This is a genomic window from Helicobacter pylori SA37A, assembly GCF_000476015.1.
Classification (GTDB): domain Bacteria; phylum Campylobacterota; class Campylobacteria; order Campylobacterales; family Helicobacteraceae; genus Helicobacter; species Helicobacter pylori_DB.
The window spans coordinates 1-26,589 of sequence record NZ_CBOO010000014.1 but is presented as its reverse complement, the minus strand read 5'-3'; the positions used below and the strand labels follow the sequence as shown (position 1 = coordinate 26,589).

General features: G+C 38.9%; 23 protein-coding genes and 2 pseudogenes. 14 read left to right on the top strand and 11 right to left on the bottom strand.

Annotated features, from left to right (window positions below; genetic code table 11):
* Positions 1–15: 15 nt before the first annotated feature.
* A complete protein-coding gene (locus QT76_RS06780) occupies positions 16–318 on the top strand; it encodes a hypothetical protein (protein ID WP_033617126.1) in 303 nt (100 codons plus the stop codon).
* A 288-nt stretch (positions 319–606) separates the two neighbouring features.
* Here QT76_RS06780 and QT76_RS06775 read toward each other — a convergent pair whose 3' ends face one another.
* Both QT76_RS06775 and QT76_RS06770 read right to left on the bottom strand, forming a co-directional pair.
* Positions 607–990: a hypothetical protein gene (locus QT76_RS06775; protein WP_000473913.1), complete on the bottom strand. Its 384-nt coding sequence runs from the start codon at positions 988–990 to the stop codon at positions 607–609.
* Positions 991–1,065: 75 nt separating this feature from the next.
* Complete coding sequence (locus QT76_RS06770) at positions 1,066–4,188, bottom strand: AAA family ATPase (protein WP_033617125.1); 3,123 nt, start codon at positions 4,186–4,188, stop codon at positions 1,066–1,068.
* Here QT76_RS06770 and QT76_RS06765 point away from each other — a divergent pair.
* Positions 4,153–5,393 (top strand): annotated as a pseudogene (locus tag QT76_RS06765) (Mrp/NBP35 family ATP-binding protein). The gene QT76_RS06770 and the pseudogene QT76_RS06765 overlap by 36 nt on opposite strands.
* Before the next feature lie 59 nt (positions 5,394–5,452).
* On the opposite strand, the gene QT76_RS06760 reads toward QT76_RS06765, so the two are convergent.
* Together QT76_RS06760 and QT76_RS08565 are read right to left on the bottom strand one after the other, a co-directional pair.
* The gene (locus QT76_RS06760; protein WP_229306574.1) at positions 5,453–6,553 is read right to left on the bottom strand and encodes a glycosyltransferase family 8 protein; all 1,101 of its coding nucleotides are present in this window, start codon (positions 6,551–6,553) and stop codon (positions 5,453–5,455) included.
* Between the two features lie 26 nt (positions 6,554–6,579).
* Positions 6,580–6,693 carry a glycosyltransferase family 8 protein gene (locus QT76_RS08565; RefSeq protein WP_001155929.1) on the bottom strand — a complete coding sequence of 38 codons (114 nt, stop codon included), beginning with the start codon at positions 6,691–6,693 and terminating at the stop codon, positions 6,580–6,582.
* Positions 6,694–6,842: 149 nt separating this feature from the next.
* Between QT76_RS08565 and QT76_RS06745 the strand changes: the two genes are divergently transcribed.
* Together QT76_RS06745 and htpG are read left to right on the top strand one after the other, a co-directional pair.
* Positions 6,843–8,195 (top strand): outer membrane family protein, encoded by a 1,353-nt coding sequence (locus QT76_RS06745; protein ID WP_033617132.1) that lies wholly within the window; start codon positions 6,843–6,845, stop codon positions 8,193–8,195.
* A gap of 103 nt (positions 8,196–8,298) precedes the next feature.
* On the top strand, positions 8,299–10,164 hold the full coding sequence (gene htpG / locus QT76_RS06740) for a molecular chaperone HtpG (RefSeq protein WP_033617121.1): 1,866 nt from the start codon (positions 8,299–8,301) through the stop codon (positions 10,162–10,164).
* Between the two features lie 186 nt (positions 10,165–10,350).
* Here htpG and hcpA read toward each other — a convergent pair whose 3' ends face one another.
* The 4 genes from hcpA to mnmG all read right to left on the bottom strand — a co-directional run bounded on the left by hcpA (position 10,351) and on the right by mnmG (position 14,607).
* Positions 10,351–11,103, bottom strand: coding sequence for a Sel1-like repeat protein HcpA (gene hcpA, locus QT76_RS06735; protein ID WP_033617120.1), 753 nt, complete (start codon positions 11,101–11,103; stop codon positions 10,351–10,353).
* Between the two features lie 318 nt (positions 11,104–11,421).
* Positions 11,422–11,568, bottom strand: a complete 147-nt coding sequence (locus QT76_RS08415) for a hypothetical protein (protein ID WP_162971673.1) — start codon at positions 11,566–11,568, stop codon at positions 11,422–11,424.
* Positions 11,565–12,731, bottom strand: a complete 1,167-nt coding sequence (gene dapE / locus QT76_RS06730) for a succinyl-diaminopimelate desuccinylase (RefSeq protein ID WP_033617119.1) — start codon at positions 12,729–12,731, stop codon at positions 11,565–11,567. The genes QT76_RS08415 and dapE overlap by 4 nt, the downstream gene beginning before the upstream one ends.
* Positions 12,732–12,741: 10 nt before the next feature.
* The gene (gene mnmG / locus QT76_RS06725) at positions 12,742–14,607 is read right to left on the bottom strand and encodes a tRNA uridine-5-carboxymethylaminomethyl(34) synthesis enzyme MnmG (protein WP_033617118.1); all 1,866 of its coding nucleotides are present in this window, start codon (positions 14,605–14,607) and stop codon (positions 12,742–12,744) included.
* 96 nt (positions 14,608–14,703) lie between these two features.
* On the opposite strand from mnmG, the gene QT76_RS06720 reads away from it, so the two are divergent.
* From QT76_RS06720 to dxr, 3 genes are read left to right on the top strand one after another with little or no spacing between them, the layout of a single operon-like run.
* On the top strand, positions 14,704–16,362 hold the full coding sequence (locus QT76_RS06720) for an SLC13 family permease (protein ID WP_033617117.1): 1,659 nt from the start codon (positions 14,704–14,706) through the stop codon (positions 16,360–16,362).
* A gap of 12 nt (positions 16,363–16,374) precedes the next feature.
* The gene (locus tag QT76_RS06715) at positions 16,375–17,175 is read left to right on the top strand and encodes a phosphatidate cytidylyltransferase (protein ID WP_033617116.1); all 801 of its coding nucleotides are present in this window, start codon (positions 16,375–16,377) and stop codon (positions 17,173–17,175) included.
* Complete coding sequence (gene dxr / locus QT76_RS06710; protein WP_033617115.1) at positions 17,176–18,276, top strand: 1-deoxy-D-xylulose-5-phosphate reductoisomerase; 1,101 nt, start codon at positions 17,176–17,178, stop codon at positions 18,274–18,276.
* 181 nt (positions 18,277–18,457) lie between these two features.
* Here the strand turns inward: dxr and QT76_RS06705 are convergent, their stop codons facing one another.
* Complete coding sequence (locus QT76_RS06705) at positions 18,458–19,009, bottom strand: YbhB/YbcL family Raf kinase inhibitor-like protein (RefSeq protein ID WP_033617114.1); 552 nt, start codon at positions 19,007–19,009, stop codon at positions 18,458–18,460.
* Positions 19,010–19,154: 145 nt separating this feature from the next.
* Between QT76_RS06705 and QT76_RS06700 the strand changes: the two genes are divergently transcribed.
* The 7 genes and pseudogenes from QT76_RS06700 (at position 19,155) to QT76_RS08735 (ending at position 25,423) form a co-directional block, all read left to right on the top strand.
* Positions 19,155–19,619, top strand: a complete 465-nt coding sequence (locus tag QT76_RS06700) for a helix-turn-helix domain-containing protein (protein ID WP_033617113.1) — start codon at positions 19,155–19,157, stop codon at positions 19,617–19,619.
* 170 nt (positions 19,620–19,789) lie between these two features.
* The gene (locus QT76_RS06695) at positions 19,790–20,953 is read left to right on the top strand and encodes a NifS family cysteine desulfurase (protein WP_000941694.1); all 1,164 of its coding nucleotides are present in this window, start codon (positions 19,790–19,792) and stop codon (positions 20,951–20,953) included.
* Positions 20,954–20,974: 21 nt separating this feature from the next.
* Complete coding sequence (locus QT76_RS06690) at positions 20,975–21,955, top strand: iron-sulfur cluster assembly scaffold protein NifU (RefSeq protein WP_033617112.1); 981 nt, start codon at positions 20,975–20,977, stop codon at positions 21,953–21,955.
* A 146-nt stretch (positions 21,956–22,101) separates the two neighbouring features.
* Complete coding sequence (locus tag QT76_RS06685; RefSeq protein ID WP_000858680.1) at positions 22,102–22,335, top strand: ribbon-helix-helix domain-containing protein; 234 nt, start codon at positions 22,102–22,104, stop codon at positions 22,333–22,335.
* A 111-nt stretch (positions 22,336–22,446) separates the two neighbouring features.
* Positions 22,447–23,793 carry a DNA repair protein RadA gene (radA, locus tag QT76_RS06680; protein ID WP_033617111.1) on the top strand — a complete coding sequence of 449 codons (1,347 nt, stop codon included), beginning with the start codon at positions 22,447–22,449 and terminating at the stop codon, positions 23,791–23,793.
* A 123-nt stretch (positions 23,794–23,916) separates the two neighbouring features.
* On the top strand, positions 23,917–24,996 hold the full coding sequence (gene msrB / locus QT76_RS06675; RefSeq protein WP_033617110.1) for a peptide-methionine (R)-S-oxide reductase MsrB: 1,080 nt from the start codon (positions 23,917–23,919) through the stop codon (positions 24,994–24,996).
* A 236-nt stretch (positions 24,997–25,232) separates the two neighbouring features.
* A pseudogene (locus tag QT76_RS08735) lies at positions 25,233–25,423 on the top strand (hypothetical protein).
* Here the strand turns inward: QT76_RS08735 and QT76_RS06665 are convergent.
* Positions 25,413–26,246: a sulfite exporter TauE/SafE family protein gene (locus tag QT76_RS06665; RefSeq protein ID WP_033617109.1), complete on the bottom strand. Its 834-nt coding sequence runs from the start codon at positions 26,244–26,246 to the stop codon at positions 25,413–25,415. The pseudogene QT76_RS08735 and the gene QT76_RS06665 sit on opposite strands and share 11 nt — an antisense overlap.
* A 211-nt stretch (positions 26,247–26,457) precedes the next feature.
* A partial coding sequence (locus QT76_RS08125) for an outer membrane beta-barrel protein (RefSeq protein WP_154213354.1) occupies positions 26,458–26,589 on the bottom strand: 132 nt, incomplete at its 5' end.

The window sequence follows — 26,589 nt, the reverse complement described above, 5'->3', positions numbered from 1 at the left end:
GATAAAGGAGTATTGATGAAAAAGATAATTTTTTTATTTTTAATGGTGTTGGGGGGGTTAAAGTCGCAAAGCAGTTATTGTAGCGATTTTTGCGAAGGCACTCCAGATAGCCGTATCCCTCCTATGGGGTTTCATTTCAGTTTTGTGCATTCAGTGAAATATTACTTGCAAGACCCACAAGAGCGCGATCACAAGCTTAAAAAATGCCATGAAGCCTTTGATTCGACGCTTAAGGTTAATTTTATCACGAAGTCTTTTAAAAAGGATTGCAAGCATGCGCAAATGGCTTTAGAGCAAGCTCAACAAAAGGCTCCATGAGAGGTTTTGGTCGCTTTGTGGCAAAACTCTTTTTAAATTTTATCCCACTAGCACGAAAAACTCTGTCCTTTAGGGTGCAAGATGTAAGCACATAGCCGTTAGGCTAAAAGAGGTTAAAATACCACTAGTCTTTTTAGGGTAGGAAATATCCATTCAGACTTTAAAGAACAAAGCCTTTCGTGTTAGCATTCAATGGAATGTTTTAGTTAGGAAGTTCCTTTCTTTAGAAAGGGGTGCTCTCACGAAGTGATCTAGCTAGAAAGCCCCTTGTTTGAGGAAAGGGCGGTTTTATTGGGAAAACTTGTGGTAATACTCGCCCTTGTCCGTGATGATTTTAACTTCTAACAATTGGTTAGGCTTGCAATCTAGGCGGTAAAATATCTGTTGTGAATATTTTAATTCATGATCAAAGAGTTTTTCTTTTTTAAACTTATCGCCCAATTTGGGTTCTACTTTTTTAGTCGCTTCGCATGAATTTCCCCTATTGACAATAAGGTTTTTAATCACCACCGGTTCATCGTTCATAGAAGTGATGCTTAAAAGACTAGAATCCGTCATTTTCCCCATGAGTTTCCCCCCAGTCGCGCGGTAATCCAGCTTGAAATCCAAATCCTTTGCCCCCACACAAACACCGCTTATCATTAGCAAGCTCAAACACATTTTTTTAAACATCAAAATCCTTTCAATAATAATATTTGTGGGGTATTATAATCAAATTTGATATATTCTTTTTTAATCGTTGGGTTATTACACTCTTTTCTTTATCCATTCAAATAAGCATAGAAAATTCTTTTTTGTTTCTTCGCTCACTACATCGTCTTTACCGCTATACAAGAGTCTTGTTTTGAACGCCATGGCCAATTCCATGCGCTTGTTTTTGGCGTATTTTTTTCTATCGTTTGCGCTGAAACAATCTTCAATTTGTTTGAAATGCCTATCGCAGTCTGAGAGTTGTAAGATGGTGATGGGATTACCAAAATCTTTATTAGCTTTTTTAAATCGTTCGCTCGTTGCTTTTTGGTTAAAAACGCATTTTCTGTCATCATCTGTCAAAACAATAGGGTGATTGTCTAACTCGCAAAGTTTTTGAATGGTTTCTTTCATCTCGTCTGATTCTTTTTTAAGCCCTGAAATGGGTAAGAAAGTGAAAGGAATGGGGTTGTCTTTGTATTGTGGATTATGCTTATTGAAATACAATTTGAAAGCGCTCAAATAGCAATAATCGGTGATGCCTTCTACAAAGATGATTCGGTGTTTTTGGGGGTTGTGAAAAACATGCTGACCCACCCCTAAAGAGCGTTTGATTTTATCAAGAGCGTCGGAGTCTTTGCTTGCATTATTTAGGGGATAGTTAAAGTGATTCTTAATTACAGAGCCTTCTGTTTCTTTTTCTACAATCCTTATTTCATCTAAATGATCCGTATCCACTAAAAAGGGGTCATGGGTGGCTAAAACAAAAGTAACATGATTTTTATGAGCGTATTCTTTTAAAAATCTCCTGAATTCCTTTCTAGCTGGCACGCTCAAATGAGTGGCTGGCTCGTCCATGACATAGATAATATTCTTGTTAAGGCTAAAATGTGATCCCCAATTATAGAGAAAACCAAACATGAAATTAAACGCCCATTGGAAGCCGGTGCTTTGCTGGCTTAAGATGATTGGCTCATTGTGATCGTGGGATTTTCTGCAATCATAAACTTCAAGTTTTATTTCATATGCCGTAGATTTCTTTGAATAATCATAAAATTTGTTATTGTGTCGGACATGAATTTTTAATTGGTAACTATCTTGAGAACTATCTTCAGCGATCGCTAAAAGCTTATTAAATTCTTTTGTAATTAAAGAATCTATTTTTAATTGCATGTTGTATTCCAAGATTTCTGCAAGATTTTCTAATATTTCTGTAAAATTTACCTTAAATAAAAGATGGCTTGTGTCTTTTTTAAAAAATTCAAATTGACATACATTATTATTGTATTTGCGTTTTACTTCAATTGGAAAAAGATGTTTTGATTGTCTGATCTTTTTTAGTAATTCTTGGTCTATTTCTTGCAAGTATTTTTCAGGGATATTGAACGATTTTTCAGAATCATAGATTACTAAATCATTATTTTTATCAAACATTATTATTTGTAACGCTTGACCATCTTTTAAAATTCTCCCAAAAAAATTCCAAATTGTATTGGGGTGAAAGTCCATTTTCCTAAACAATGAATTTCTAAAGAACCAATCCGATTGGTTAAATTCAGAAGGGGAAGAATAATCAATGCAAGTAAATAATGCAGTCTTAAGGTCATTGTCTGTGATTTTTGGCTCTTTGTATTCTTTCATGGTTGGCACGAGTTCATCAAATTGATGAGATGAACCACCGCTTAAAGGGAATTGAACTTTATTTCTTAAGTTTTGAAACGCTGTATAAGGGTTACACTCTCGGTAATATTCTGCGAACTCAGAATAGTTTTTGCTTTGTTTGAGTTTTTTCTTATTTATTTCAAATTTGTCCTTGATTTCACCAATATTTTTAGGGAACAAATGAACGCCACTCTTTTCATCTAAAGTTTTTATGTCTTCCCACAGAAATTTTCTTGCTGATTCAAGAAAATCATTGTATCTGTATTGTTCGATTTCTGAATTGACTAATAAATCTATCTTTTTCAAATAAAGCTGACACATCATGGATTTAATATCTTTAGATACATCATTAACAGCATGACTTGCTATATAATTTTTGCATATTTGTTGGATATTATCCAACAAAACATCATAATTAAACTTTAGCACTTTTTGATTTTTGCAGTCATTTTCAATTTCTCGGATCAATCGCTCTTTTTTTCGCTCAAAATCCTCTCTTGTTTTTTCAAGGTATTTTAAAGAATTTTTAATTTTCTTTTTAAGGTTGCCTATATTTAACCGGAATGTTCTAAATTGCTGTTTAAAATTTTCATTGATAGGGTATTTTTCATCTATTTCTTTAATAATGTCTTTCACTTCAGTTTCTGGTGTGAATTTTGTAAAGTCGGTAGTCTTAAAAATTTCATCTAAACTTTTTAGCTTTTTTAAGATGTCTTCATTTTGTGGTTTGATTTCACTTTCACTAAGTTTTTTAAAATGAGAATAAATTTTTGTTAATTGATTTTGTTTGTGTTTCCCCATGATAAAAAATTCATCTGTGTTGTATTTTTTATTAGGCGTATTGCACTTTTTGATTTCTTTGACACACTGACAAAAATTTTTAATCCATTCGCTATTACCGCTTACATATTTGATTAATTCTTTGAAAAACAAATTGTTGGTTGCGTTGGCATATTTGGTTACAAGATCGCTCAATTTTAATTTTTCTTTGTAAAAATGTAAAAATGATTCTAATGAATTGTAAGAAGTTATAAGATTTATAAAATTACTCACAAGAGTGCAAATATTTGAATAGTCGTTATTGTTAGTGGGAATATAAACGCTGTTGCTGCATTGTTCACTTAAAGCTTCTACATGTTTTTCAAAAGGATAACTGATTAATATTTTTGATAATTCCTTTAATCCCTCGCCAATCTCTTCAGTCTGAATCTTCAAATCCACGCAAGAAAAACCTGTGATTTTGTGATCAAGGATTGTTTCTTCTTCTAAACTTAAAAGGGTGTCTTTTTCATGGTCTTTGAAATAATCTTTCTCACTACAAAATCTAATATCCGCATCATTAAAGATTGTCAAAGCTTCTAAAACATTGCTTTTACCGACATTGTTTTCCCCCACTAAAACCACCAACCCCCCATGCTTAATTTCTCCAAAACTTGAATTTAAAAGCAATTTTGTGGGCGATTTTCTACCCAAATTCCTAAAATGGTGCAATTTCAAAACACGCTTATAAAATTTCATGCCCTATCCTTTTTGAAAACTCAAATTTAATTTATAATGCAAAATTAAACAAAACATGCTATAAAGAAAATTCAAACACTATCATTTTAAGGATTAAAATGCTCACTCAAGAAGACGTCTTAAACGCGTTAAAAACGATCATTTACCCTAATTTTGAAAAGGATATTGTCAGCTTTGGTTTTGTTAAAAACATCACCTTGCATGACAACCAATTAGGGCTTTTAATAGAAATCCCCTCAAGCTCTGAAGAAACGAGCGCGATTTTAAGGGAAAATATCTCCAAAGCGATGCAAGAAAAGGGCGTAAAAGCTTTGAATTTGGATATTAAAACCCCGCCAAAGCCCCAAGCCCCAAAGCCCACCACTAAAAATTTGGCTAAAAACATTAAACATGTAGTGATGATAAGCTCAGGCAAGGGCGGTGTGGGTAAAAGCACCACCAGCGTGAATTTAAGCATCGCTTTAGCGAATTTAAACCAAAAAGTGGGGCTACTAGACGCTGATGTGTATGGCCCTAATATCCCTAGAATGATGGGCTTACAAAACGCTGATGTGATCATGGATCCTAGCGGTAAAAAACTCATTCCTTTAAAAGCTTTTGGCGTTTCTGTGATGAGCATGGGGCTTTTGTATGATGAAGGGCAGAGCCTCATTTGGAGAGGGCCAATGCTTATGCGAGCGATTGAGCAGATGCTAAGCGATATTATTTGGGGGGATTTAGATGTGCTGGTGGTGGATATGCCCCCAGGAACAGGCGATGCACAACTCACGCTAGCCCAAGCCGTGCCTTTGAGCGCAGGAATCACCGTTACGACGCCTCAAATAGTGAGTTTAGATGACGCTAAACGGAGTTTGGACATGTTTAAGAAACTACACATTCCTATTGCAGGCATTGTAGAAAATATGGGGAGTTTTGTGTGCGAGCATTGCAAGAAAGAGAGTGAGATTTTTGGCTCAAATTCCATGAGTGGATTATTAGAGGCTTATAACACGCAGGTTTTAGCCAAGCTCCCTTTAGAGCCTAAAGTGCGTTTAGGGGGGGATAGGGGTGAACCGATTGTAATCTCTCACCCTGATAGCGTGAGCGCTAAGATTTTTGAAAAAATGGCACAAGATTTGAGCGCTTTTTTAGAGAGGGTAGAAAAGGAAAAACTAGCCGATAACAAAGACATCCAACCCACACAAACGCATGCTTATTCGCATTAGTTTTGAAAGACCGCTTTTTTAAGAAAATACCGCTTGACTTAGCGTCAAGCCCTTTTATATTAAATTTTAAAAAACACTTTTAGCATTTTTTTAACCAATCGTTTCGCTTTTTGTTTGGCTTTAAAAAGCAAAAATTCTATAAGGAGTTTAGAAGAAAGCCTGGGCAGAAGAAATTCAAAAGAATGCCGCTTGTCTGAAAAAGATAGGATTTTATTAAGAGCGTGGATTTCTTTATCCCTTGCTTGAACCGCTTGAACTTCTTCAATGATCCTTTCATCTCTTCTTTTAATCTCATTATCCCTGTTTTGAAAGGATTCAAAGAGGTGATCTAAAAAGGGAGCGTTAAAATAGGCGTCTTTAAAAGGCGTTTCAATCAACGCTTCATGCCATTTTTTCGCACCAATGACGCTTAAGAGCTTCCAAGGTTTATCGCCCCAAAAATGCAGCATGCGCGCTTCTTTGATGCTAGGGAATGATGGCGTATCAAGGAAACTAGGGTGGGCATTGTAGGAGTAAGGCAATTCTAAAATCCTACCACGGCACACAAAACACAAAGCATCTTGTTCGGGAAATAAAAGTTTTTCATTTTTCAAAAGGAAAAATCCAATCAATTGGTTTTCCAGATTTTCTTCACGCCATGATTTTAAATTTAAGGCTAAAAACCCGGCGTTAAAGTAGTTGTCAAAAAGGATTTGCGCTTCTTCTAAATTAGGGAAAGCATCAGCAACGCCGATAGATTTTGCGTGCATTTGGCGTAATTCGTATAAATCCTTAGCCGAATTCCTGTTTATAGCGATCAAATCTTTTTCCCTCACAGCCCCAAAATAATGCGTTTCAAGGGGGATAAAAAAGCTCTCGCTCATATCACCCACAAACAAAGTGTCCACATCAAACATGATCATCTTATCGTATTGGGGGAAAAGGGAAGCGAAAAAGAAACGGCACATGATCATTTTAGAAAAGCGTTTTTGCGAAAAAGCATTGAGTTTTAAATACAATTTTTTAATTTCACTCGCTATTAAAACATCAAGCTTGTAATAATTGTGGCGTGGTTCTAATTCTTTATCGGTAATATCCAAAAACTCTATGCTAGAAAAAGCGCTAAAAGGAGCGATCGTTTCTTCTAATGTGGCTATATTTTCTAGGCTTAAATCCTCCACCAAACAATGGATTTGATAAAAGAGTTTTACTCTCTCTCTCTCTCTCGTTTAGCGTTCGCTAGCATGGAATACAAACTCACGCCAGCAGGGATACAATAATTATTATCAAAAGCCACCACAATAGGGATAATCTCTTGCATGCGTAGTCCTTAAATCTTTAAATTGGACCCGTTTTTGTAAAAAAGGGGGTGATTTGTAATCTTATCGTTTTTTTTTTTTTCAAAACCAAAATGGCGAGTTTGTTTTATGGCATAATATTAAACTCCAATAAAAAGGCGTTTGATAAATGGTGCTTAATCAAAAAGTTTGGCTAGGGTTTTTAGCTTTGCATGGGGTTTTTCTCAGTGCTTTTGAGTATCAAGTGAGTGCTAGAGTGGGATCGTTTTCACGCATCGCTTTCAATCAGTCAGTCATCAATTCCAAAAAAGGGATTTACCCTACAGGGAGTTATGTAACCACTACTGGGGCTTTGCAAATTGATTCTAGTTTGCTCCCTAAAGGGATTGAAAACCACAAACTGGGTTTTGGGGTGGGGGGCGAAATAGGAGCGTTAGCGTATGATTCCACGAAGTTTTTGATTGATGAAGCCAACCCTAAGGCAGGGTTTCAGCCAGCGAACTGGTATTACATGGGGCGATGGGAGGGCTATTTGATGCAATATGGCCAAAAATGGACCAGAGAGCAGAAGGCTCAAAACGCCAGGCCTTATGTGTTATACAATTTGTATTTAGATTATCAATATAAGGATATTTTTGGGATTAAATTAGGGCGTTACCCTTCTAAGGCTTTGTTTTTGAGCGGGTTTAATCAAGGGTTTGAGCTTTTTTACCGGTGGAAAAAGTTTAAGATGGTGTGGTTTAGCACCTTTGGAAGGGCTTTGGCCAATGAGCAATACATTAGAGATTTTTACGCCCCTGTCAATTACAAGCAAAAGATTAATTACGGCATGCACAATTTCAACCTCATTTATGAAAATAAATACATTAGGATCGCGCCTTTTATTTGGTTTTACCCTAAGAATTTTAACGCCCCCGGATTTGAAATCACCCATGACACAAAGTCTTATTGGAAATCTCTTTGGCGCATCCAAACGACTTTTTACGCATGGTTTCCTCTCTATAGCGATTATTTGTCCAAAGATTATTACAGGGCCGCTTTAATAGGCAAAAAAAGCGCGAGTTTGTTTGTCTTTCAAAGAGTGAATTTCCGCTCTTATCGTTTTGGCTGGAGCGTGTATAAGAATTTTGGGAATGGAAGCGCTCAATTAGGCTGGAACGGATCACCCATTGATCCTTTTTATGATACCAAAGATGACACCCCTTATGAAGACGCTTATTCTAATTTTTACAACGCTAATTCCATGACGCTTAACGCTTTTGTAGGAAAGAGCGTTAAGAATCTTTTGGTGCAATTGTATGGGAAATTGACCTTTTCTCCAAGGGCTGATGCACAAAGCCTAGGGGTTACACTCAAATATAATATTAAAAAACATATCTATTTCATGCTGATGTTGAATGGCTATCAAATCACGATGCATAAGGGCTATAAAGTGGGGTTTTTTGCAAGCGGTTACAACCCCAATTTCGCTCAAACCATTCAAAACAGAAGCTATTTGATGAGCTCTATGAGTTATCGTTTTTAAGAAATTAAAGATCCTTGTCATGCGATTTTTTTAAGCCACAGCATGCCCCTTTTAAGCGCGCTTTTATTGTATAATCTTAAAAATTTTATTGAAGGAAAAGTTAATGTCTAATCAAGAATACACCTTTCAAACTGAAATCAACCAGCTTTTGGATCTGATGATCCACTCTTTGTATTCCAATAAAGAGATTTTTTTAAGGGAGTTGATTTCTAATGCGAGCGACGCTTTGGACAAGCTCAATTATTTGATGCTAACCGATGAGAAATTAAAAGGGCTAAAGATCACGCCCAGCATTCATTTGAGTTTTGATAGCCAGAAAAAAACCTTAAGCGTTAAAGATAATGGCATAGGCATGGATAAAAACGATCTCATCGAGCATTTAGGCACGATCGCTAAATCAGGCACGAAGAGTTTTTTAAGCGCTTTGAGTGGGGATAAGAAAAAAGACAGCGCTCTAATTGGCCAATTTGGCGTGGGCTTTTATTCAGCGTTTATGGTAGCGAGTAAAATTGTCGTTCAAACCAAAAAAGTAACTAGCGATCAAGCTTATGCGTGGGTGAGCGATGGTAAAGGCAAGTTTGAAATCAATGAATGCATCAAAGAGGAGCAAGGCACAGAAATCACGCTCTTTTTAAAAGAAGAGGATTCTAATTTTGCGAGCCGTTGGGAGATTGATAGCATTGTTAAAAAGTATTCTGAGCATATCCCTTTCCCTATTTTTTTAACTTACACTGATACAAAAATGGAAGGCGAAGGGGATCATAAAAAAGAAGTTAAAGAAGAAAAATGCGAGCAAATCAACCAAGCGAGCGCTTTGTGGAAAATGAATAAAAGCGAGTTGAAAGACAAAGATTACAAAGAGTTTTACCAATCGTTTGCGCATGATAACAGCGAGCCTTTGAGCTATATCCACAATAAAGTGGAAGGCTCTTTAGAATACACAACGCTTTTTTACATCCCTAGCGTTGCGCCCTTTGATTTGTTTAGGGTGGATTATAAAAGCGGGGTCAAGCTCTATGTTAAAAGGGTGTTTATCACTGATGATGACAAAGAATTGCTGCCGTCTTATTTGAGGTTTGTTAAAGGCGTGATTGACAGCGAAGATTTACCCTTGAATGTGAGCCGTGAAATCTTGCAGCAAAACAAGATTTTAGCCAATATCCGTTCGGCTTCAGTGAAAAAGATTTTAGGCGAGATTGAAAAATTAAGCAAGGATAAGGAGAATTACCATAAATTCTATGAGCCTTTTGGGAAAGTGTTAAAAGAAGGCTTGTATGGGGATTTTGAAAACAAAGAAAAACTATTGGAATTGTTGAGATTCTATTCTAAAGACAAAGAAAAATGGATTTCTTTAAAAGAATACAAAGAGAATTTAAAAGAAAATCAAAAAAGCATTTACTACCTTTTGGGCGAAAATTTGGATTTATTAAAGGCGTCCCCGATTTTAGAAAAATACGCTCAAAAAGGCTATGATGTCTTGTTATTGAGCGATGAAATTGATGCGTTTGTGATGCCAAGCGTGAATGAATACGATAAAACGCCTTTCAGGGACGCTAGCCATAGCGAGAGCCTAAAAGAGCTTGGTTTAGAAGAAATTAATGATGAGGTGAAAAACCAGTTTAAAGATTTAATCAAAGCGTTTGAAGAAAATCTTAAAGATGAGATTAAGGGCGTGGAGCTTTCTAGCCATCTCACTTCAGCGGTGGCTTTAATAGGCGATGAACAAAATGCGATGATGGCTAATTTCATGCGTCAAATGGGGCAAAGCGTGCCTGAAAGCAAAAAAACTTTGGAATTAAACCCTAACCATGCGATTTTACAAAAACTCTTAAAATGCGAAGACAAAGAGCAGTTGAGCGCTTTTATTTGGCTGCTTTATGATGGGGCAAAACTTTTAGAAAAAGGGGCTTTAAAAGACGCCAAAAGCTTCAATGAGCGCTTAAACAGCGTGTTATTGAAAGCGTTGTAGGGGTTAAACCCTTGGGGTTTAAATAGCGCTTTAAACCCTTTAAACACCAATTTAAAAACGGCGTTTGGGAATGAATGGGTGCGATAAAGACCTTATTATAATTAAAAGATTAGTTCGTGGGGTTTGTGTTCTCATTAAAAGCGTAAAAGCCAACTAAACGCTATGTTTAGCTTGACTTGATTAAAACTAAAGTTCTATTTTTAATTCCTTGAGAGCGTCGCATGCTTCTTTGATGCCTGACTTACAGCCTTTTTTAAAGTTTTCTACCGCTTGCTTTTCGTCCTTTGCTGTGCCTTGGGCGTTGTATTGCATAACCCCTAAATTATAACACCCTCTACCATCTTTCAACTCGCATGCTTTAGAGTAACGAACAATAGCCTCCTTAAAATTCTTTGCTACACCATACATGTATCCTGCATTAATGCACCCGGGGCTATCTTTTAAATCGCAAGCTTTTTCATACAAATCAAGAGCCTTTCTTAAATCCTTAGGCGTGCCTACGCCATAATGGTGTAAGCTTCCTAAGACCGTACACCCTTCAGCATGGTTTAAGTCGCAAGCTTTAGAGTAGTATTGTGAGGCTTTTTTAGCGTCTTTAGACACGCCTTGTCCGTTATAATATAAATTGCCTAGCAGGCGGCACCCATAACCATCATTTAATTCACAACCTTTAGTGTAAAATTGAATGGCTTTTTTCAAGTCTTTTCCCACTCCTTTCCCTTCTTCATAGAACGCCCCTAAAAAAACACACCCAAAACCTTCTTTTAACTCACACGCTTTTTCAAAATGCGTTTTAGCTTGAGCGAAATCTTGCTTCTTTGCACTCTCTATACCTAAATTCACAAGCTCTTTAGCGTCTGGCTCTGCCATTAACCCTCTCAAACACAACACGCCCAAACACAAGACCCCAAAAAGGGTTTTTTGAACACTCCCTAGCATGATAATCTCCTATTGAAAAAATGTAATTCTCTATAACTATAATCAAATATTGACGATTAAAGCCTTATTGAACCTTTATTGATGAGATAAAGAAAAAAATTATTTTTCTTTTAACTGCGTGTTGTTTGATCTTAATTGCCATGCCAAAAGGGATACTTCTAAAGATAGGGCTTAAAAGAGTTTGTCTTAAAAAGTTGATTGAGCCACCCCTTTAAGAGTGGCTTGGTAAAAGCCCTTAAGAATTTTAATTTTTAACAACAGGAGCATGTAAAAACTACAAAAACAAAAAAGGGCATAAAAAATTGTAGCAAGCTTTGGTTACTTTGTCAAGCATTGCCCCACTCTTATAAGGCTATAATAAATGGATACTAGCGTGCTAAAGCTTGAGTTGGTTTGGTGGTTTTTGCCAGCGAAAAAGGCGTTGGTATTAAAAATAAAACCCTTACGCCAAAACTCCCCATTCATTTCTCGCTCAAATCCTCTAAAACTCCCAAAAACACTTTTTCTAAAAGCTCTAATTCCTTCAAGCTCACCCTTTCATCAACGGCATGGATCCTGTCATTAATGGTGCCAAATTCCACCACTTCTATGCCGTGAGCGCTAAAAAATCGCGCATCGCTCGTGCCGCCTTTGGTGTTTAAAAGGGGGGTGGTGCGGCATGTTTTTAAAATATTTTCTTTTAAAACGCTGGTAAGCTTTGAATGAGAAGCCGTGATGAAAGGCGAACTGCTTGACTCTAATTCTAAAGCGTGAGGTAAATCTTTCAAAACTTTTTCTAAATATTCTTTCAAACTCTCTTTGGTGGTTTTTAAAGAATGGCGCGTATTAAAGGTAATTTCTACGCTCCCTGGAGTCACATTATTAGCCCCTAACCCTGCGTGCAAGTTGGTGATGACTAATTTTGAAGGGTCAAAATATTCATCGCCATTGTCTAAATGAACTCCTGAGATCAAAGGTAAAACCGAAGCGAGCGCATCAATAGGATTTTGGCATTTTTGCGGGTAAGCCACATGCCCTTGAATGCCTTTCAAAATGAGTTTGCCATTAATAGAGCCTCTTCGGCCAATTTTGATGCTATCGCCTAGGACTTTTTCACAAGTGGGTTCAGCCACAATCGCCATATGGGGCAGCAAATCTTTTTCTTTGAGTTTTTCTAGCATGAGTTTTGTGCCAAAAATCCCTGGCCCTTCTTCATCGCTCGTGAGTAAAATAGAAAGCAAAAAAGGGGTTTTAGGGTTAAAATTTAAACTCGTGCTCAAAAACGCCCCCACGCCCCCTTTCATGTCTTGCGCCCCACGGCCGTATAAAAACCCCTCTTTAATAATGGGTTTAAAGGGATCGCTTTGCCAATTATCTCCAGGAGGCACGACATCAATATGCCCTGCAAAAGAAAAATGCAAGGGCTTAACATTTTCTTTTGCATGCTTTTCTTTTATATGTTCTTTTTCTGCATGCTCTTTGGGGGGGTTAAAAATGCGGTATAAAAAAAGGTTTTTCACGCCATTTTTTTCACATTCTAGGGTTTTAAAAGCAGGAAAAAGCGATTTAATGTATTCAAAAATACCGCACTCTTGGGGCGTAATGGTGGGGTAGCTGATGAGCTTTTGGGTGATTTCTAAAGCGTTCATTCAAAATCCTTTAAGAGTTTTTTCGCAAATGGATGTATAAATGCAAAACATCTAAATTCGCCGGGGTGATCCCACTGATTTCTGAAGCTTCAAAAAGGCTTTTGGGGCGGAATTTTTCTAACTTTTCTACCGCTTCCAAACTAAGGCCTGGAATGCCTTTAAACACAAAATCTTTAGGGATAGAAACCTTGAGCATGCTATCCATTTTAGCGATATTTTCGTGTTGCTTTTCAATATAAATATTATACTTGCATTCAATTTTAATTTGCTCTAAAACCCGCTCGTTTAAAGGGGCTAAAAAGCTAAAAAAGGAGCGCATTTTTTCCAAGCTAAAACTATCGCGCGCTAAAAGGCCAACCCCATCAACCTTGTCATTGATAGGGTTTTCGTCTAATTCGTTCAAGCGTTTTAACGCTTCCTTACTAGGGGTAAGAATGCATTCTTTAAGGCGTGCCAAGTTTTCTTGTATTGCCTGTTTGTCTTTTTTCAATTCCTTGTAAAAATCTTCTTCCATAAGCCCTAAATAATAGGCATGTTCGCCTAACCTAAAGAGCGTATTATCTTCTCTTAAAAGCAAGCGGTATTCGGCTCGGCTGGTAAACATTCTATAAGGCTCATTCGTGCCTTTAGTGACTAAATCATCAATCAAAACGCCGATATAAGCTTCATTGCGCTTCAAAATAAAGGGGGCTTGATTCTTTAGGGCTAACACCGCATTAATCCCAGCCATAAGCCCTTGCGCCGCCGCTTCTTCATAGCCGGTAGTCCCATTGATTTGCCCGGCTAAATAAAGCCCTTTGATTTTTTTGGTTTCTAAAGTGTGGGTTAATTCTGTGGGCTGGATAAAATCATACTCTATCGCATAGCCATAGCGCGTGATGAGGGCGTTTTCTAAGCCTTTGATAGAATGAATGACCTTTTCTTGCACATCTAGGGGCAAAGAGGTGCTTAAGCCGTTGATATAATATTCGCTTTTATGGATGGTTTGAGGCTCTAAAAACAGCTGGTGGCGTTCTTTTTCACTAAAGCGGTTGATTTTATCTTCAATGCTAGGGCAATACCTTGGGCCTATGCCTTCAATTTGACCGCTAAATAGGGGGGCTCGGTGGAAATTATCCCTAATGATTTGGTGGGTAATAGGGTTAGTGTAAGTGATAAAACATGAGAGTTGGGTGGGGTTAAAATCTTTGGTTTTATAGCTGAAATAGGGAGGGTTTGTGTCCCCAAAATGCTCTTCTAATCCTTCAAAATCAATGCTATTACCGGCCACTCTTGGGCAAGTGCCGGTTTTTAACCTTTCCACCTTAAAGCCAAGTTCCCTTAAATTCAAGGCTAAAGAATTAGAGGCGTTTTCCCCAAAGCGCCCGTTTTGGTTTTGGTGCTCGCCAATATGCACCACCCCTTTTAAAAAAGTGCCTGTGGTGATGATCACTTTTTTAGCTCTATAAGTGTTGTTAATGTTTGTGGTTACGCCCACTACCTCATCGTTTTCAAGGATTAAACTTTCGGTCATTTCTTGAGAAACGCTCAAATTAGGGGTGTTTAAAACGAGATTTCTTGCAAAAATGCGGTAAGTATCCATATCAATTTGCGCTCTAGTCCCCCTAACCGCCGGCCCTTTAGAAGCGTTTAACACACGATATTGCAAACCGCTATGATCCGTAATAATCCCCATAGCCCCCCCTAACACATCCACTTCTTTAGTCAAATGCCCTTTACCCAAGCCCCCAATGGCCGGATTACAGCTCGCTAAACCGATCGTGTCTATGAGCATGGTGATTAAATGCACTCTAGCCCCCATTTTGGCCGCAATCAAGCTCGCTTCAATGCCTGCATGCCCCCCACCAACCACTAAAATATCACTTTCTTTTACCACTTCTTTTCCTAGTTTTGATATTATTTTTCTAAAACCCTAGTTTTAAAAAAGTTTTATTGTAGCATGTAGGTTAGTAATTTTAAAGGGTAAAACACCATGGAAAATCATTCGCATGCCAATACGCATACCGATACGAACGCTGATGATAAAAGCACCAAGATCGTACGCTTGTTGGGGTTAATAGGAGGGGCGTTAATCGCGCTTGTAGTCTATTACGCTTTAGACGCTCAAATGTCTCACATTGTAGAAGAAATCCCCAAGCTTAGTTCCTTAAATTATAAGGCGATGCCTGTTGTGGCTGGGGTGGCTGTTTTAATGGGGATATGGTGGATGACTGAAGCCATTGACCTGCCTGCAACCGCGCTTTTACCTTTGGTGCTTTTTAGCGTCTTTAGCGTGGATCAATTCTCTAGCGTTAGCTCTTCTTACGCATCGCCCATTATCTTTCTTTTTATGGGAGGGTTTATTTTAGCTTTAAGCATGCAAAAATGGAACTTGCACACGCGCATCGCTTTAAGCATTATTTTATTGGTAGGCACAAGCCCTAGGAGGTTGATTTTAGGTTTCATGATAGCCACAGGCTTTCTGTCTATGTGGGTGAGCAATACCGCAACGGCGGTGATGATGTTTCCTGTTGGCATGAGCGTTTTGCAATTAGTCGCTAAACTGGTGGGTAAAGAAAACGCCTCTCATTCATGGTATCAAAAAGAAGAAATCACCAAAGCGCATGGGGGTATTATGGGCAATATCGTGCATAAAGGTAAGGACATCGCTCAAGTGATTCAAGAAAAGACCACCATTTATCGCACGAATTTTAGCATTTGCTTGATGCTTGGCATCGCTTATGCGGCTTCTATTGGCTCTTTAGGCACTTTGATTGGCACGCCGCCTAACGCTTTATTGGCCGGCTATATGAAAACCGCTTTCAATATTGAAATTGATTTCGCTCAGTGGATGGTGTTTGGAACACCATTAGCCTTTATCATGCTCATTTTAGCGTGGCTCTTGCTCACTTATGTGATTTTCCCTTTAAAGATTAAAGAAATCCCAGGGGGTAAGGAAGTCGTTAGATTAGAGTTAAACAAACTAGGCCGTTTGAGTCAAGCGGAAATCTCTGTGGGCGTTATTTTTATCCTAGCGTCTTTAGGGTGGATTTTTTTAGATACGATTTTAAAATCTTGGGGCATTAAGATAGATAAAATTGACTCAGTGATCGCTATGGGGGTTTCTGCGCTTTTATTCATTTTGCCCGCTAACCATCAGGGCGATAGGCTCATTGATTGGGGTGTTGCCAAAAAACTCCCTTGGGATGTGTTGCTTTTATTTGGCGGCGGGTTAGCCTTGAGCGTGCAATTTTCTAAAACCGGGTTGAGTTTGTGGATCGGGCATTTGGTCTCTGGGTTTTCGCATTTACCGATTTTATTCATCATTGTCATGGTTACTTTAATGGTCATTTTCTTAACCGAAATCACTTCTAACACCGCCACTGCTGCGGCGTTTTTACCGGTGATTGGGGGAGTGGCGATGGGCATGGGTTATGAAAACCATCAGAGCTTGTTATTGACCATTCCTGTAGCCTTGAGCGCGACTTGCGCATTCATGCTCCCTGTAGCCACCCCACCCAATGCAATAGCTTATGGCTCTGGGTATGTTAAAATAACGGATATGATTAAAGCCGGTTTGTGGCTTAATTTAGTGGGAGTTGTTTTGATTAGCGTGTTTAGCTATTGTTTGGTTTCGCTGGTATTTAATTGATTAAGGAAAAAAGTGAAAGAAGAGTTATTTAAAGAAAAATCTCGTTACATTACAGGGTTTGTTTTAATCATTGCAGCAGGTTTGATTTTGTATGCGGACAATTTGTTGTTGTTTTGGGCGGTTTTAGGGGGGATTTATGCGGTAGGGTTTTCTGAAGCGTTAAGGTTGTTCCAGGTTAAAGCGAGCTTTAGCTTGTATCTCATTTTAGTGTTGTCATGGGTAGCGGCGTATTTTAACGGGCGCCCTATAGAATGCGCTCTTATCAGCGCGATGGTTATGGCTAGCGTCATTGCTTATCAAAAAGCGCACCATAGCGAAGCCATTTTACCCTTTTTATACCCGGGCGTTGGGTTTTTTGCGCTTTTTGGGGTTTATAAGGATTTTGGTGCAGTAGCGATCATTTGGCTTTTAGTCGTGGTGGTGGCAAGCGATGTGGGGGCGTTTTTTGGAGGCAAGCTTTTAGGCAAAACCCCTTTCACGCCCACTTCGCCGAATAAAACCTTAGAGGGTGCGTTGATTGGCGTTGTTTTGGCGAGCGTTTTAGGATCATTTGTGGGCATGGGGAAATTGAGCGGAGGCTTTCTTATGGCGCTTCTATTTAGTTTTTTAATCGCCCTTGTGGCGGTGTTTGGGGATTTGTATGAAAGCTATTTGAAAAGAAAGACCGGGATCAAAGATAGCGGTAAGATTTTACCCGGGCATGGGGGCGTTTTAGACCGATTGGATTCCATGCTTTTTGGGGCTTTAAGCTTGCATGCGTTGTTGTATTTTTTAGAAGTTTGGAAAGAGACGGCGGTATTTTTAGGGGATTGAATGGTTGTTTTAGGAAGCACTGGCTCTATTGGGAAAAACGCCCTAAAAATCGCAAAAAAATTTGGTGTAGAAATAGAAGCCTTAAGCTGTGGGAAAAATATCGCTTTAATCAATGAGCAAATCAAAGTTTTCAAACCCAAGAAAGTGGCGATTTTAGATCCTAACGATTTGAATGATTTAGAGCCTTTGGGTGCGAAAGTGTTTGTAGGGCTAGAGGGCATTGATGCGATGATAGAAGAGTGCGATTCCAATTTAGTCATTAACGCCATTGTGGGCGTGGCGGGATTAAAGGCGAGCTTTAAAAGCTTACAAACTAACAAAAAACTAGCCCTAGCGAATAAAGAAAGCTTAGTGAGCGCGGGGCATTTATTAGACATTTCACAAATCACGCCCATTGATAGCGAGCATTTTGGCTTGTGGGCGTTGTTGCAAAACAAGACTTTAAAGCCTAAATCCTTAATCATTAGCGCGAGTGGGGGGGCTTTTAGAGACACGCCTTTAGAACTTATCGCTATTCAAAACGCGCAAAACGCGCTCAAGCACCCTAATTGGAGCATGGGGGATAAAATCACCATTGATTCAGCGAGCATGGTCAATAAGCTTTTTGAAATTTTAGAAACTTACTGGCTTTTTGGCGCGTCTTTAAAGATTGACGCGCTGATTGAAAGGAGTTCTATCGTGCATGCTTTGGTGGAGTTTGAAGACAACTCTGTCATCGCGCATTTAGCGAGCGCGGACATGAAATTACCCATAAGCTATGCTATTAACCCCAAATTCGCTTCGTTGAACGCTTCCATCAAGCCCTTAGATTTATACGCTTTAAGCGCGATTAAATTCGAACCCATTAGCATGGAGCGCTACACTTTGTGGCGTTATAAAGACTTGTTGTTAGAAAACCCTAAGCTTGGCGTGGTGCTGAATGCGAGCAATGAGGTGGCGATGAAGAAGTTTTTAAATCAAGAAATCGCCTTTGGAGGCCTTATTCAAATCATCTCTCAAGCCTTAGAATTGTATGCTAAAAAATCTTTCAAGCTCTCTAGTTTAGATGAAGTGCTGGCGTTAGATAAGGAAGTTAGGGAGCGTTTTAAAAATTATAGGTAGTGTTGAATGAATGGTTTGATAAGGAGTTAATGCGTGTTTAAATCAGCTTTTGGTGCTTTTAGCTCTAATTTCTAGCGTTATAATCCATCTCGTTAGGGTTGCATAAAACCCCACTTTTTAAAAAAATGAAAGAATATTAAGGTTAAACAAGTTCATTGAACTAAACCTACAAGCTTATAGCCTATTTTCTCACAAACTGCTTGTATAAAAATTCCTTTCTCCCTATGGCGATGATATGGTTGCGCATTTTGTCATGCAAATCGCCTAAGAAAAAAGGGGCTTTTAAGGCGAGTTTAGGAATGTCTAGGGCATACACTTGAATCAAGTAATGGTGATCGCCATTAGGGGGCATGGGGCCGATATAGACGCTGTTATTGAGGTTGGAGCGTTGTTTTTCGCTTTCATTAAGAGGAGAACGGATAAAGCCTTGAGTGAGCGAATTGACCCCTTGAATGATCCTTTTATCCATCATGGAAGCGTTTTCTTCTAAAACATTGTAAGAAATATTGCCCACGACCCAATGGACAAACGGCATGCCGCACACTTTTTGCGCGTCATGATCGATGAGTTCTAACGCATAGCTTTGAGCGCCTTCTACTTTTTGCCATGAGATTTTAGGCGAATAAGTGGGTAAGCCGTTTGGATTGAGAAAGTTTTTAGGAGCGTTACCGCCAAATTTAGCGTCTAAATACCCTTCTGAATCGGTTTGAATCATTACTTCAAAAGTTTTCATTTTAAGCCCTTTTTCTTTGAAATCGTTTTGTGTTTTCCTATTGTAGCATGATCATAAAAATACATCTTAATTTGGAGCATGGTATTAGAATAATCATTTTTAATGATTAAATAGTTATTTATTTTTACTAGTTACCATTGAACGCATGGAAAGTAAAATAAATCGTTTGAGTGCCAAGATAGACGCGCTATTGGAACAGCAAAAAAGAGTGATTTCGCTACTAGAAACTTATTTGAGCGTTTATCCCACACCCCAAGAAGCTTCAAATAGGTTTTTTAAAAGCGTTGGTCAAGGGATGGAGTTGGCCCCAGAAATCGCTCAAGAAGATGAAGAAAAACGCCTTTATGTGTTGCAATACTTAAGCCATGTGGATATTACTAAAAACAAGCAAGACTCCCAACTCAAAAAGGATTGTTTGGAATTTATCCAAAGGTTTAATATCCCAAAGCCCATTATCATCACCGCTCTTTATAACCTTAAAGGCATTAAGCCCACGAAAAAGGAAGTCGCAAAACAATTGCAAAAACTCTATGTGTGGGAGAAGCGTTACCAACAAGGGGGGATAGAGGCTTTGAAAGACAGGCGTGGGAGACCCCTTAAAAAGCCTTAAGCGGGTTTATGGGTGCTATTTTTAGTTTTTAATGGGGGTAATCGCATTTCTCAAAATGTTTTCAAAAATTCATCTTATTTTAAGTTAAAATTAAGAAAATATCTTGTATTTAATCATAATTTAGACCTAGATAAGAAAATCTATGTAAAATTTTTAAGGAGAATACTCATTTGTTACAACGAATTTATTTAGACAATAACGCTACGACTAGGATTGACCCTAAAGTCAAAGAGATCATGGATCCTTTTTTAAGGGATCATTATGGGAATCCTAGCTCGTTGCACCAGTTTGGCACAGAAACCCACCCAGCCATTGCAGAAGCTTTAGATAAGCTTTATAAGGGCATTAACGCTAGGGATATAGACGATGTGATCATCACTTCTTGCGCGACAGAGAGCAATAATTGGGTTTTAAAGGGCGTGTATTTTGATGAATGCTTGAAAAAAGGCAAAAACCATATTGTAACCACGGTTGCAGAGCATCCGGCGGTGCGATCCACTTGCAATTTTTTAGAAAGCTTGGGGGTGGAGGTTACTTACTTGCCCATTAATGAGCATGGGAGTATCACCGCAGAGCAAGTCAAAGAAGCGATCACAGAAAAAACCGCTTTAGTGAGCGTGATGTGGGCGAATAATGAAACCGGTCTCATTTTCCCTATTGAAGAAATTGGGGCTATTTGTAAAGAAAAGGGCGTGTTGTTCCATACCGATGCCGTGCAAGCGATTGGTAAAATCCCTGTAGATGTGTTGAAAGCGAATGCGGATTTCCTTTCTTTTAGCGCACACAAGTTTCATGGGCCTAAAGGCATTGGGGGGTTGTATATTAGAAGTGGGGTGGGATTGACCCCTCTTTTTCATGGCGGGGAGCATATGAATGGCAGGCGTAGCGGGACTTTGAACGTGCCTTATATCGTGGGAATGGGCGAAGCGATGAGATTAGCCGTAGAGCATTTAGACTATGAAAAAGAAGTGGTAGGGAAGTTGCGCGACAAATTAGAAGAAGCGCTTTTGAAAATCCCTGATGTGATGGTGGTGGGGGATCGAATCCATCGTGTGCCTAACACGACTTTAGTCAGCGTGAGAGGGATTGAAGGAGAGGCCATGCTGTGGGATTTAAACCGCTCTAATATCGCCGCTTCCACAGGGAGCGCGTGCGCGAGTGAGGATTTAGAGGCTAATCCGGTAATGGTAGCGATTGGAGCGAGTAAGGAATTAGCTCATACCGCTATCAGGCTTTCATTGAGCCGTTTTAACACGGAAGCTGAGATTGATAAAACGATTGAAGTTTTCTCTCAAGCGGCTATAAGATTGAGAAACATTTCAAGCTCTTATTAAAAAGAATATAAAGGAATCAAAATGGCAAAACATGATTTAGTGGGTTCGGTTCTTTGGGACGCGTATTCTAAAGAAGTTCAAAGGCGCATGGACAACCCTACGCATTTAGGGGTCATCACCGAAGAGCAGGCTAAAGCCAAAGACGCTAAACTCATTGTGGCGGATTATGGTGCAGAGGCATGCGGTGATGCGGTGAGGCTGTATTGGCTTGTAGATGAAAGCACGGACACGATTGTTGATGCGAAGTTTAAAAGCTTTGGTTGCGGAACAGCGATCGCAAGCTCAGACATGATGGTAGAATTGTGTTTGAATAAAAGAGTCCAAGATGCGGTAAAAATCACGAATTTAGATGTGGAAAGAGGCTTGAGAGACGATCCGGACACGCCGGCGGTGCCTGGGCAAAAAATGCACTGCTCGGTGATGGCGTATGATGTGATCAAAAAAGCTGCCGGCATGTATTTGGGGAAAAACGCTGAAGATTTTGAAGAAGAAATCATCGTGTGCGAGTGCGCTAGGGTGAGTTTAGGCACGATTAAAGAAGTGATTAGGCTCAATGATTTAAAAAGCGTTGAAGAAATCACTAACTACACCAAAGCCGGTGCTTTTTGTAAAAGCTGTGTGAGACCGGGAGGGCATGAAAAAAGGGATTATTACCTGGTGGATATTCTTAAAGAAGTGCGCGAAGAAATGGAAGCTGAAAAGCTTAAAGCGACCGCTAATAAATCCCAAAGTGGGGAATTGGCTTTTAGGGAAATGACTATGGTTCAAAAGATTAAAGCCGTGGATAAAGTCATTGATGAAAATATCCGCGCTATGCTTATGATGGATGGGGGGGATTTAGAGATTTTAGACATTAAAGAAAGCGATGATTACATTGATGTGTATATCCGCTACATGGGGGCATGCGATGGGTGCATGAGCGCGACTACTGGGACTTTATTTGCCATTGAAAACGCCTTACAGGAATTATTGGATCGCAGTATCAGGGTGTTACCGATTTGAACTTTTTAGGGGGTGGAGGCCTTTTTAAAGCGAAGTGCTAATAAACTCTGAGGAATGATTAGTGCTTGCGACATTATTCGTTACGCGCTACTTTTATGCTAACATGCTATTTTGAAGCGATTTGCGATGATGATTGAAGGAACTTGATGAAAACGACAGAAAACACAGATGAAACTCACTTAAGGGGAACTAAAAATAAACTAGGACGCAAACCAAAAGCAGACGCTAATAAAAAAACTCGCGCTGTGAGCTTGTATTTTTCTGATGAACAATACCAAAAACTAGAGAAAATGGCTAACGAAGAAGAAGAAAGCGTGGGATCTTATATCAAACGCTATATTTTGAAGGCTTTAAGAAAAATAGAGCAAAATGGCGCTTGATAACTTTTTAACTTATTTTTAGTTTAGCTTTATCAGTTTTGCTATAGAACAAAACCAAAACCCCATTTTTATCTGGTCTTTAGCTGTGTGATTTTAAAAAAGAGTGGTATTTTGGCTAAAAAAACTTCTTTATTTGAGTGTCAGCATTGCGGTTTTACAAGCCCTAAGTGGCTGGGCAAGTGCGTTCAATGCAACGCATGGGAGAGTTTTATAGAATTGAACCAAACCCAAAAGGAAGTTTTAAACGCGCTTAAAAAACCGCTCCCACAAGCGCAAAAAAGCGTTTCTATCGCTGAAATTGAACATGAAGAAGTCATCAAGTTTTCTTCCACTCAAAGCGAGTTGGATATTGTCTTAGGTGGTGGAATCGCTAAAGGGGGGCTGTATTTAGTGGGGGGGAGTCCTGGGGTGGGGAAATCCACTCTGCTTTTAAAAGTGGCTTCTGGCTTGGCCAAAAACCAGCAAAAGGTTTTGTATGTGAGCGGGGAAGAGAGCTTGAGCCAGATTAAAATGCGCGCCACTAGATTAGATTGCATAGAAAAAGAATTGTATCTGCTCAATGAAATCAATTGGCCTGTGATTAAGGCTAATATAGAAAGCGAAAATTATTTTGCGTGCGTGATTGATTCCATTCAAACGCTTTATTCGCCAGAGATTTCTTCAGCGCCCGGCTCTATTTCGCAAGTGCGAGAGATCACTTTTGAGCTCATGCGTTTGGCCAAAACAAGAAATATTGCTATTTTTATCATCGGTCATATCACTAAAGAAGGGAGCATCGCAGGGCCTAGAGTGCTAGAGCATATGGTAGATAGCGTGCTGTATTTTGAAGGCGATCCCAGTAGGGAATTAAGGATTTTAAGGAGTTTTAAAAACCGCTTTGGCCCTACGAGTGAAATCGGCTTGTTTGAAATGAAAGAGCAGGGTTTGGTGAGCGCTAAAGAAGCTTCAAGCTTGTTTTTTTCTAAAGAAGAGCCTATGGAGGGGAGTGCGATTACCATTACTTTAGAAGGCTCAAGAGCGTTGATTTTAGAGATTCAGGCGTTGGTGAGCGAGTGCAGTTTTGGAGCGCCCAAACGATTAGCGAACGGGTTTGACACTAACCGCCTTAACATGCTTATTGCTTTGTTAGAAAAAAAACTAGAAATCCCCTTAAACCGCCATGATGTGTTCATTAATGTGAGCGGAGGCATCAAAATTAGCGAGCCGGCTTGCGATTTAGCGGTCATTGCCAGTATCCTTTCAAGCTTTAAAAACAGAAAAATTGACAATAAAACGGCGTTTTTGGGCGAAGTGAGTTTGAATGGCAGGATTTTAGAAGCCCCTAATTTGAACGCTAGATTGAAAGAAATGGAAAATTACGGCTTTTTAAAAGCCATTTTGCCCAAAAAACCCAGTCAAAAAACCTCTATCAAATGCTATGAGGCCAATGTGGTGGGTAAGATTGTTGAGTGGATGTGATTTTAACTTTTGTTACCTAATAGAACAGAGTCTTATTAAAATTTAAACTCAATTTAAAGAGCAACTACCATTTTTTTTAGTTATAATGGCAAACACCATTAAAATCAAAACAAAGGTTATTCAATGAAGGTATTATCTTATTTGAAAAATTTTTATCTTTTTTTAGCGATAGGAGCAATTATGCAAGCGAATGAAAACATGGGATCTAAACTTCCCAAAACCGATGAAAGAGTGATTTACTTGGCTGGGGGGTGCTTTTGGGGGCTAGAGGCGTATATGGAGAGGATTTATGGCGTTATAGACGCAAGCTCTGGTTACGCTAACGGCAAGACTTCAAGCACGAATTATGAAAAGTTGCATGAGAGCGATCATGCTGAAAGCGTGAAAGTGATCTATGATCCTAAAAAGATCAGTTTGGACAAGTTGTTGCGTTATTATTTTAAGGTGGTTGATCCGGTGAGCGTGAACAAGCAGGGTAATGATGTGGGCAGGCAGTATCGCACAGGGATTTATTATGTCAATAGCACGGATAAAGAAGTGATAGACAACGCCTTAAAAGCGTTGCAAAAAGAAGTGAAAGGCAAAATCGCTATTGAGGTAGAGCCTTTAAAAAATTATGTGAGGGCTGAAGAGTATCATCAAGATTATTTGAAGAAACACCCTGGTGGTTATTGCCATATTGATTTGAAAAAGGCGGATGAAGTGATTGTAGATAGCGATAAATACACCAAACCAAGCGATGAAGTTTTAAAGAAAAAACTCACCAAACTCCAGTATGAGGTGACTCAAAACAAACACACTGAGAAACCTTTTGAAAATGAGTATTACAACAAAGAAGAAGAGGGCATTTATGTGGATATTACCACAGGCGAGCCGTTATTTTCTTCAGCGGATAAATACGACTCCGGTTGCGGGTGGCCAAGCTTTTCTAAGCCTATCAATAAAGATGTGGTGAAATACGAAGACGATGAGAGCCTTAGCAGGAAGCGCATTGAAGTATTAAGCCGTATTGGTAAGGCGCATTTAGGGCATGTGTTTAACGATGGGCCTAAGGAATTGGGGGGCTTAAGGTATTGTATCAATAGCGCGGCTTTAAGGTTTATCCCCTTAAAAGACATGGAAAAAGAGGGCTATGGCGAGTTTATCCCTTATATCAAAAAGGGTGAATTGAAAAAATACATCCAAGATAAAAAGTCGCATTAAAGGGTGATGACTAAGCCCCCTAAGGGGGTTAAAATGGGGGGTTTAAGCGTTTGGGTTGTCTTATGGGTTATTTTAAAAAACGCTAAAAATCACCTTAACTGATTGTTTTTTAACTATTCTTATTCAAAAAAAACCCCTATAAAATATTTATCTCTTAAAAGAAGTCATTTAAAAAATGTATTTTTTGGCTCTGTTCTCATCAAATAAGGATAACTAAAACTTTTTATTTTTTAAAAATGGGGTTTTTAATTTTATTTTTTGTTTCAAACTCATTTTTTAAGGGGGTAGGGGGTTATCCATTACAACCTCCAAACTAAATCCCCTAACCCTAAAGAAGCGCTTTTTTAGAGATTACCGCTTGCTCTTAGAAAGCTTTTTGATATTAATTTTAAAAATGCCCTTGAGCGTTTTTAGATTTACCCCATAATGAGCTTGTGTAAAGTCGCTAAAATGCTTAAGGCATAAATGAGGAGCAACAGGATTTTATGCACCTTTTCATTAGCCAAAGCAATCAGTTTAATGCCAATGCCCACCCCTAAAAACGCTCCAACACCGGTAATCACCCCCGCTTGAACGCTTATATCATCAAGAACCCTCCCATTATAAAGAGAAATGACCCCAGATAAAGAAGCGAACACCACAAAAAATAGCCCCAAAGGCACGATTTTTTTAGAATCGTATTTCAAAAAATAGCCTAAAAACGGCACCATTAAAATCCCCCCACCCATGCCTAGCGGGATAGAAAAGATGCCGGTAACAAAACCGGCGAGCATCAAAACCCCATGCGTTCTATCCATAGACACAAAGGGGATTGCGCGCTTTTTTTCGGGCGTTTTGTTATTCGCATGCAAATCAAAATGCATTTCTTCAAAATGCTCTGGCTTTTTGTTGTTAGAAAAAGCGTATTTGATAAAGGTGTAGCACACCACCACCACAAACATGCTCATTAAAATTTTATCGTTAATGATCTTTAAGATAAAGCTCCCTAAAATCGCCCCCATCAGCCCTCCAAGTGCAGCAAATGAGCCTTCTTTCAAGTCCAATAAGCCCTTTTTGTAATTGATAATAGAGCCTACCACCGAAGAAAAAAGCATTTGCATAAGCGAAATCCCCACCGCATGGCTATAGCTAAAATGGGCAAAAATCGCGCTAGGGACGACAATCTCCCCCCCACCAATACCAAAAAACCCGGCGGTAATGCCGGTAAATAGCCCCACAAGAGCCAAAATAAACGCTGTTGATTCTTCCATGAAAAACTCCCTAAATTTTAAATGATTACTTTATCAAAAAAGAGTAGTAATCTTTAAAAAATTTTTCTTTAATTTTAAAAAATAGGGTTTTGATTACTTTGCGCTATCGCTTAAGATCGCTTTTAAGAAGTTATCGCTTGATTTATGGTTAAGTTCTTTAATTTTTAAAATGCCTTTAAATACTTTAATCAAGCCCCCTTTTTAAAGAGCTTTAATAAGCGAACACATAGTTTAAGAAAAGGCTATACATCCTTCTGTATTCTAGTTCAGCCCCCATGAAAGAATAGTAATCCGTGTTAATGGTGGGGATTTTCACGCCCAATTCCATGCCATGCTGAGCGGC

What these genes read in the sequence shown, in the direction of transcription:
- QT76_RS06780 (WP_033617126.1), top strand. Translation starts at nt 16, where the DNA reads ATGAAAAAGATAATTTTTTTATTTTTAATGGTGTTGGGGGGGTTAAAG.
- QT76_RS06705 (WP_033617114.1), bottom strand. Translation starts at nt 19,009, where the DNA reads ATGAAAACTTTTGAAGTAATGATTCAAACCGATTCAGAAGGGTATTTA.
- QT76_RS06770 (WP_033617125.1), bottom strand. Translation starts at nt 4,188, where the DNA reads ATGAAATTTTATAAGCGTGTTTTGAAATTGCACCATTTTAGGAATTTG.
- dxr (WP_033617115.1), top strand. Translation starts at nt 17,176, where the DNA reads ATGGTTGTTTTAGGAAGCACTGGCTCTATTGGGAAAAACGCCCTAAAA.
- QT76_RS06690 (WP_033617112.1), top strand. Translation starts at nt 20,975, where the DNA reads ATGGCAAAACATGATTTAGTGGGTTCGGTTCTTTGGGACGCGTATTCT.
- QT76_RS08565 (WP_001155929.1), bottom strand. Translation starts at nt 6,693, where the DNA reads ATGCAAGAGATTATCCCTATTGTGGTGGCTTTTGATAATAATTATTGT.
- QT76_RS06685 (WP_000858680.1), top strand. Translation starts at nt 22,102, where the DNA reads ATGAAAACGACAGAAAACACAGATGAAACTCACTTAAGGGGAACTAAA.
- dapE (WP_033617119.1), bottom strand. Translation starts at nt 12,731, where the DNA reads ATGAACGCTTTAGAAATCACCCAAAAGCTCATCAGCTACCCCACCATT.
- htpG (WP_033617121.1), top strand. Translation starts at nt 8,299, where the DNA reads ATGTCTAATCAAGAATACACCTTTCAAACTGAAATCAACCAGCTTTTG.
- QT76_RS06665 (WP_033617109.1), bottom strand. Translation starts at nt 26,246, where the DNA reads ATGGAAGAATCAACAGCGTTTATTTTGGCTCTTGTGGGGCTATTTACC.
- QT76_RS06775 (WP_000473913.1), bottom strand. Translation starts at nt 990, where the DNA reads ATGTTTAAAAAAATGTGTTTGAGCTTGCTAATGATAAGCGGTGTTTGT.
- QT76_RS06720 (WP_033617117.1), top strand. Translation starts at nt 14,704, where the DNA reads ATGGAAAATCATTCGCATGCCAATACGCATACCGATACGAACGCTGAT.
- QT76_RS06700 (WP_033617113.1), top strand. Translation starts at nt 19,155, where the DNA reads ATGGAAAGTAAAATAAATCGTTTGAGTGCCAAGATAGACGCGCTATTG.
- hcpA (WP_033617120.1), bottom strand. Translation starts at nt 11,103, where the DNA reads ATGCTAGGGAGTGTTCAAAAAACCCTTTTTGGGGTCTTGTGTTTGGGC.
- QT76_RS08415 (WP_162971673.1), bottom strand. Translation starts at nt 11,568, where the DNA reads ATGAATGGGGAGTTTTGGCGTAAGGGTTTTATTTTTAATACCAACGCC.
- msrB (WP_033617110.1), top strand. Translation starts at nt 23,917, where the DNA reads ATGAAGGTATTATCTTATTTGAAAAATTTTTATCTTTTTTTAGCGATA.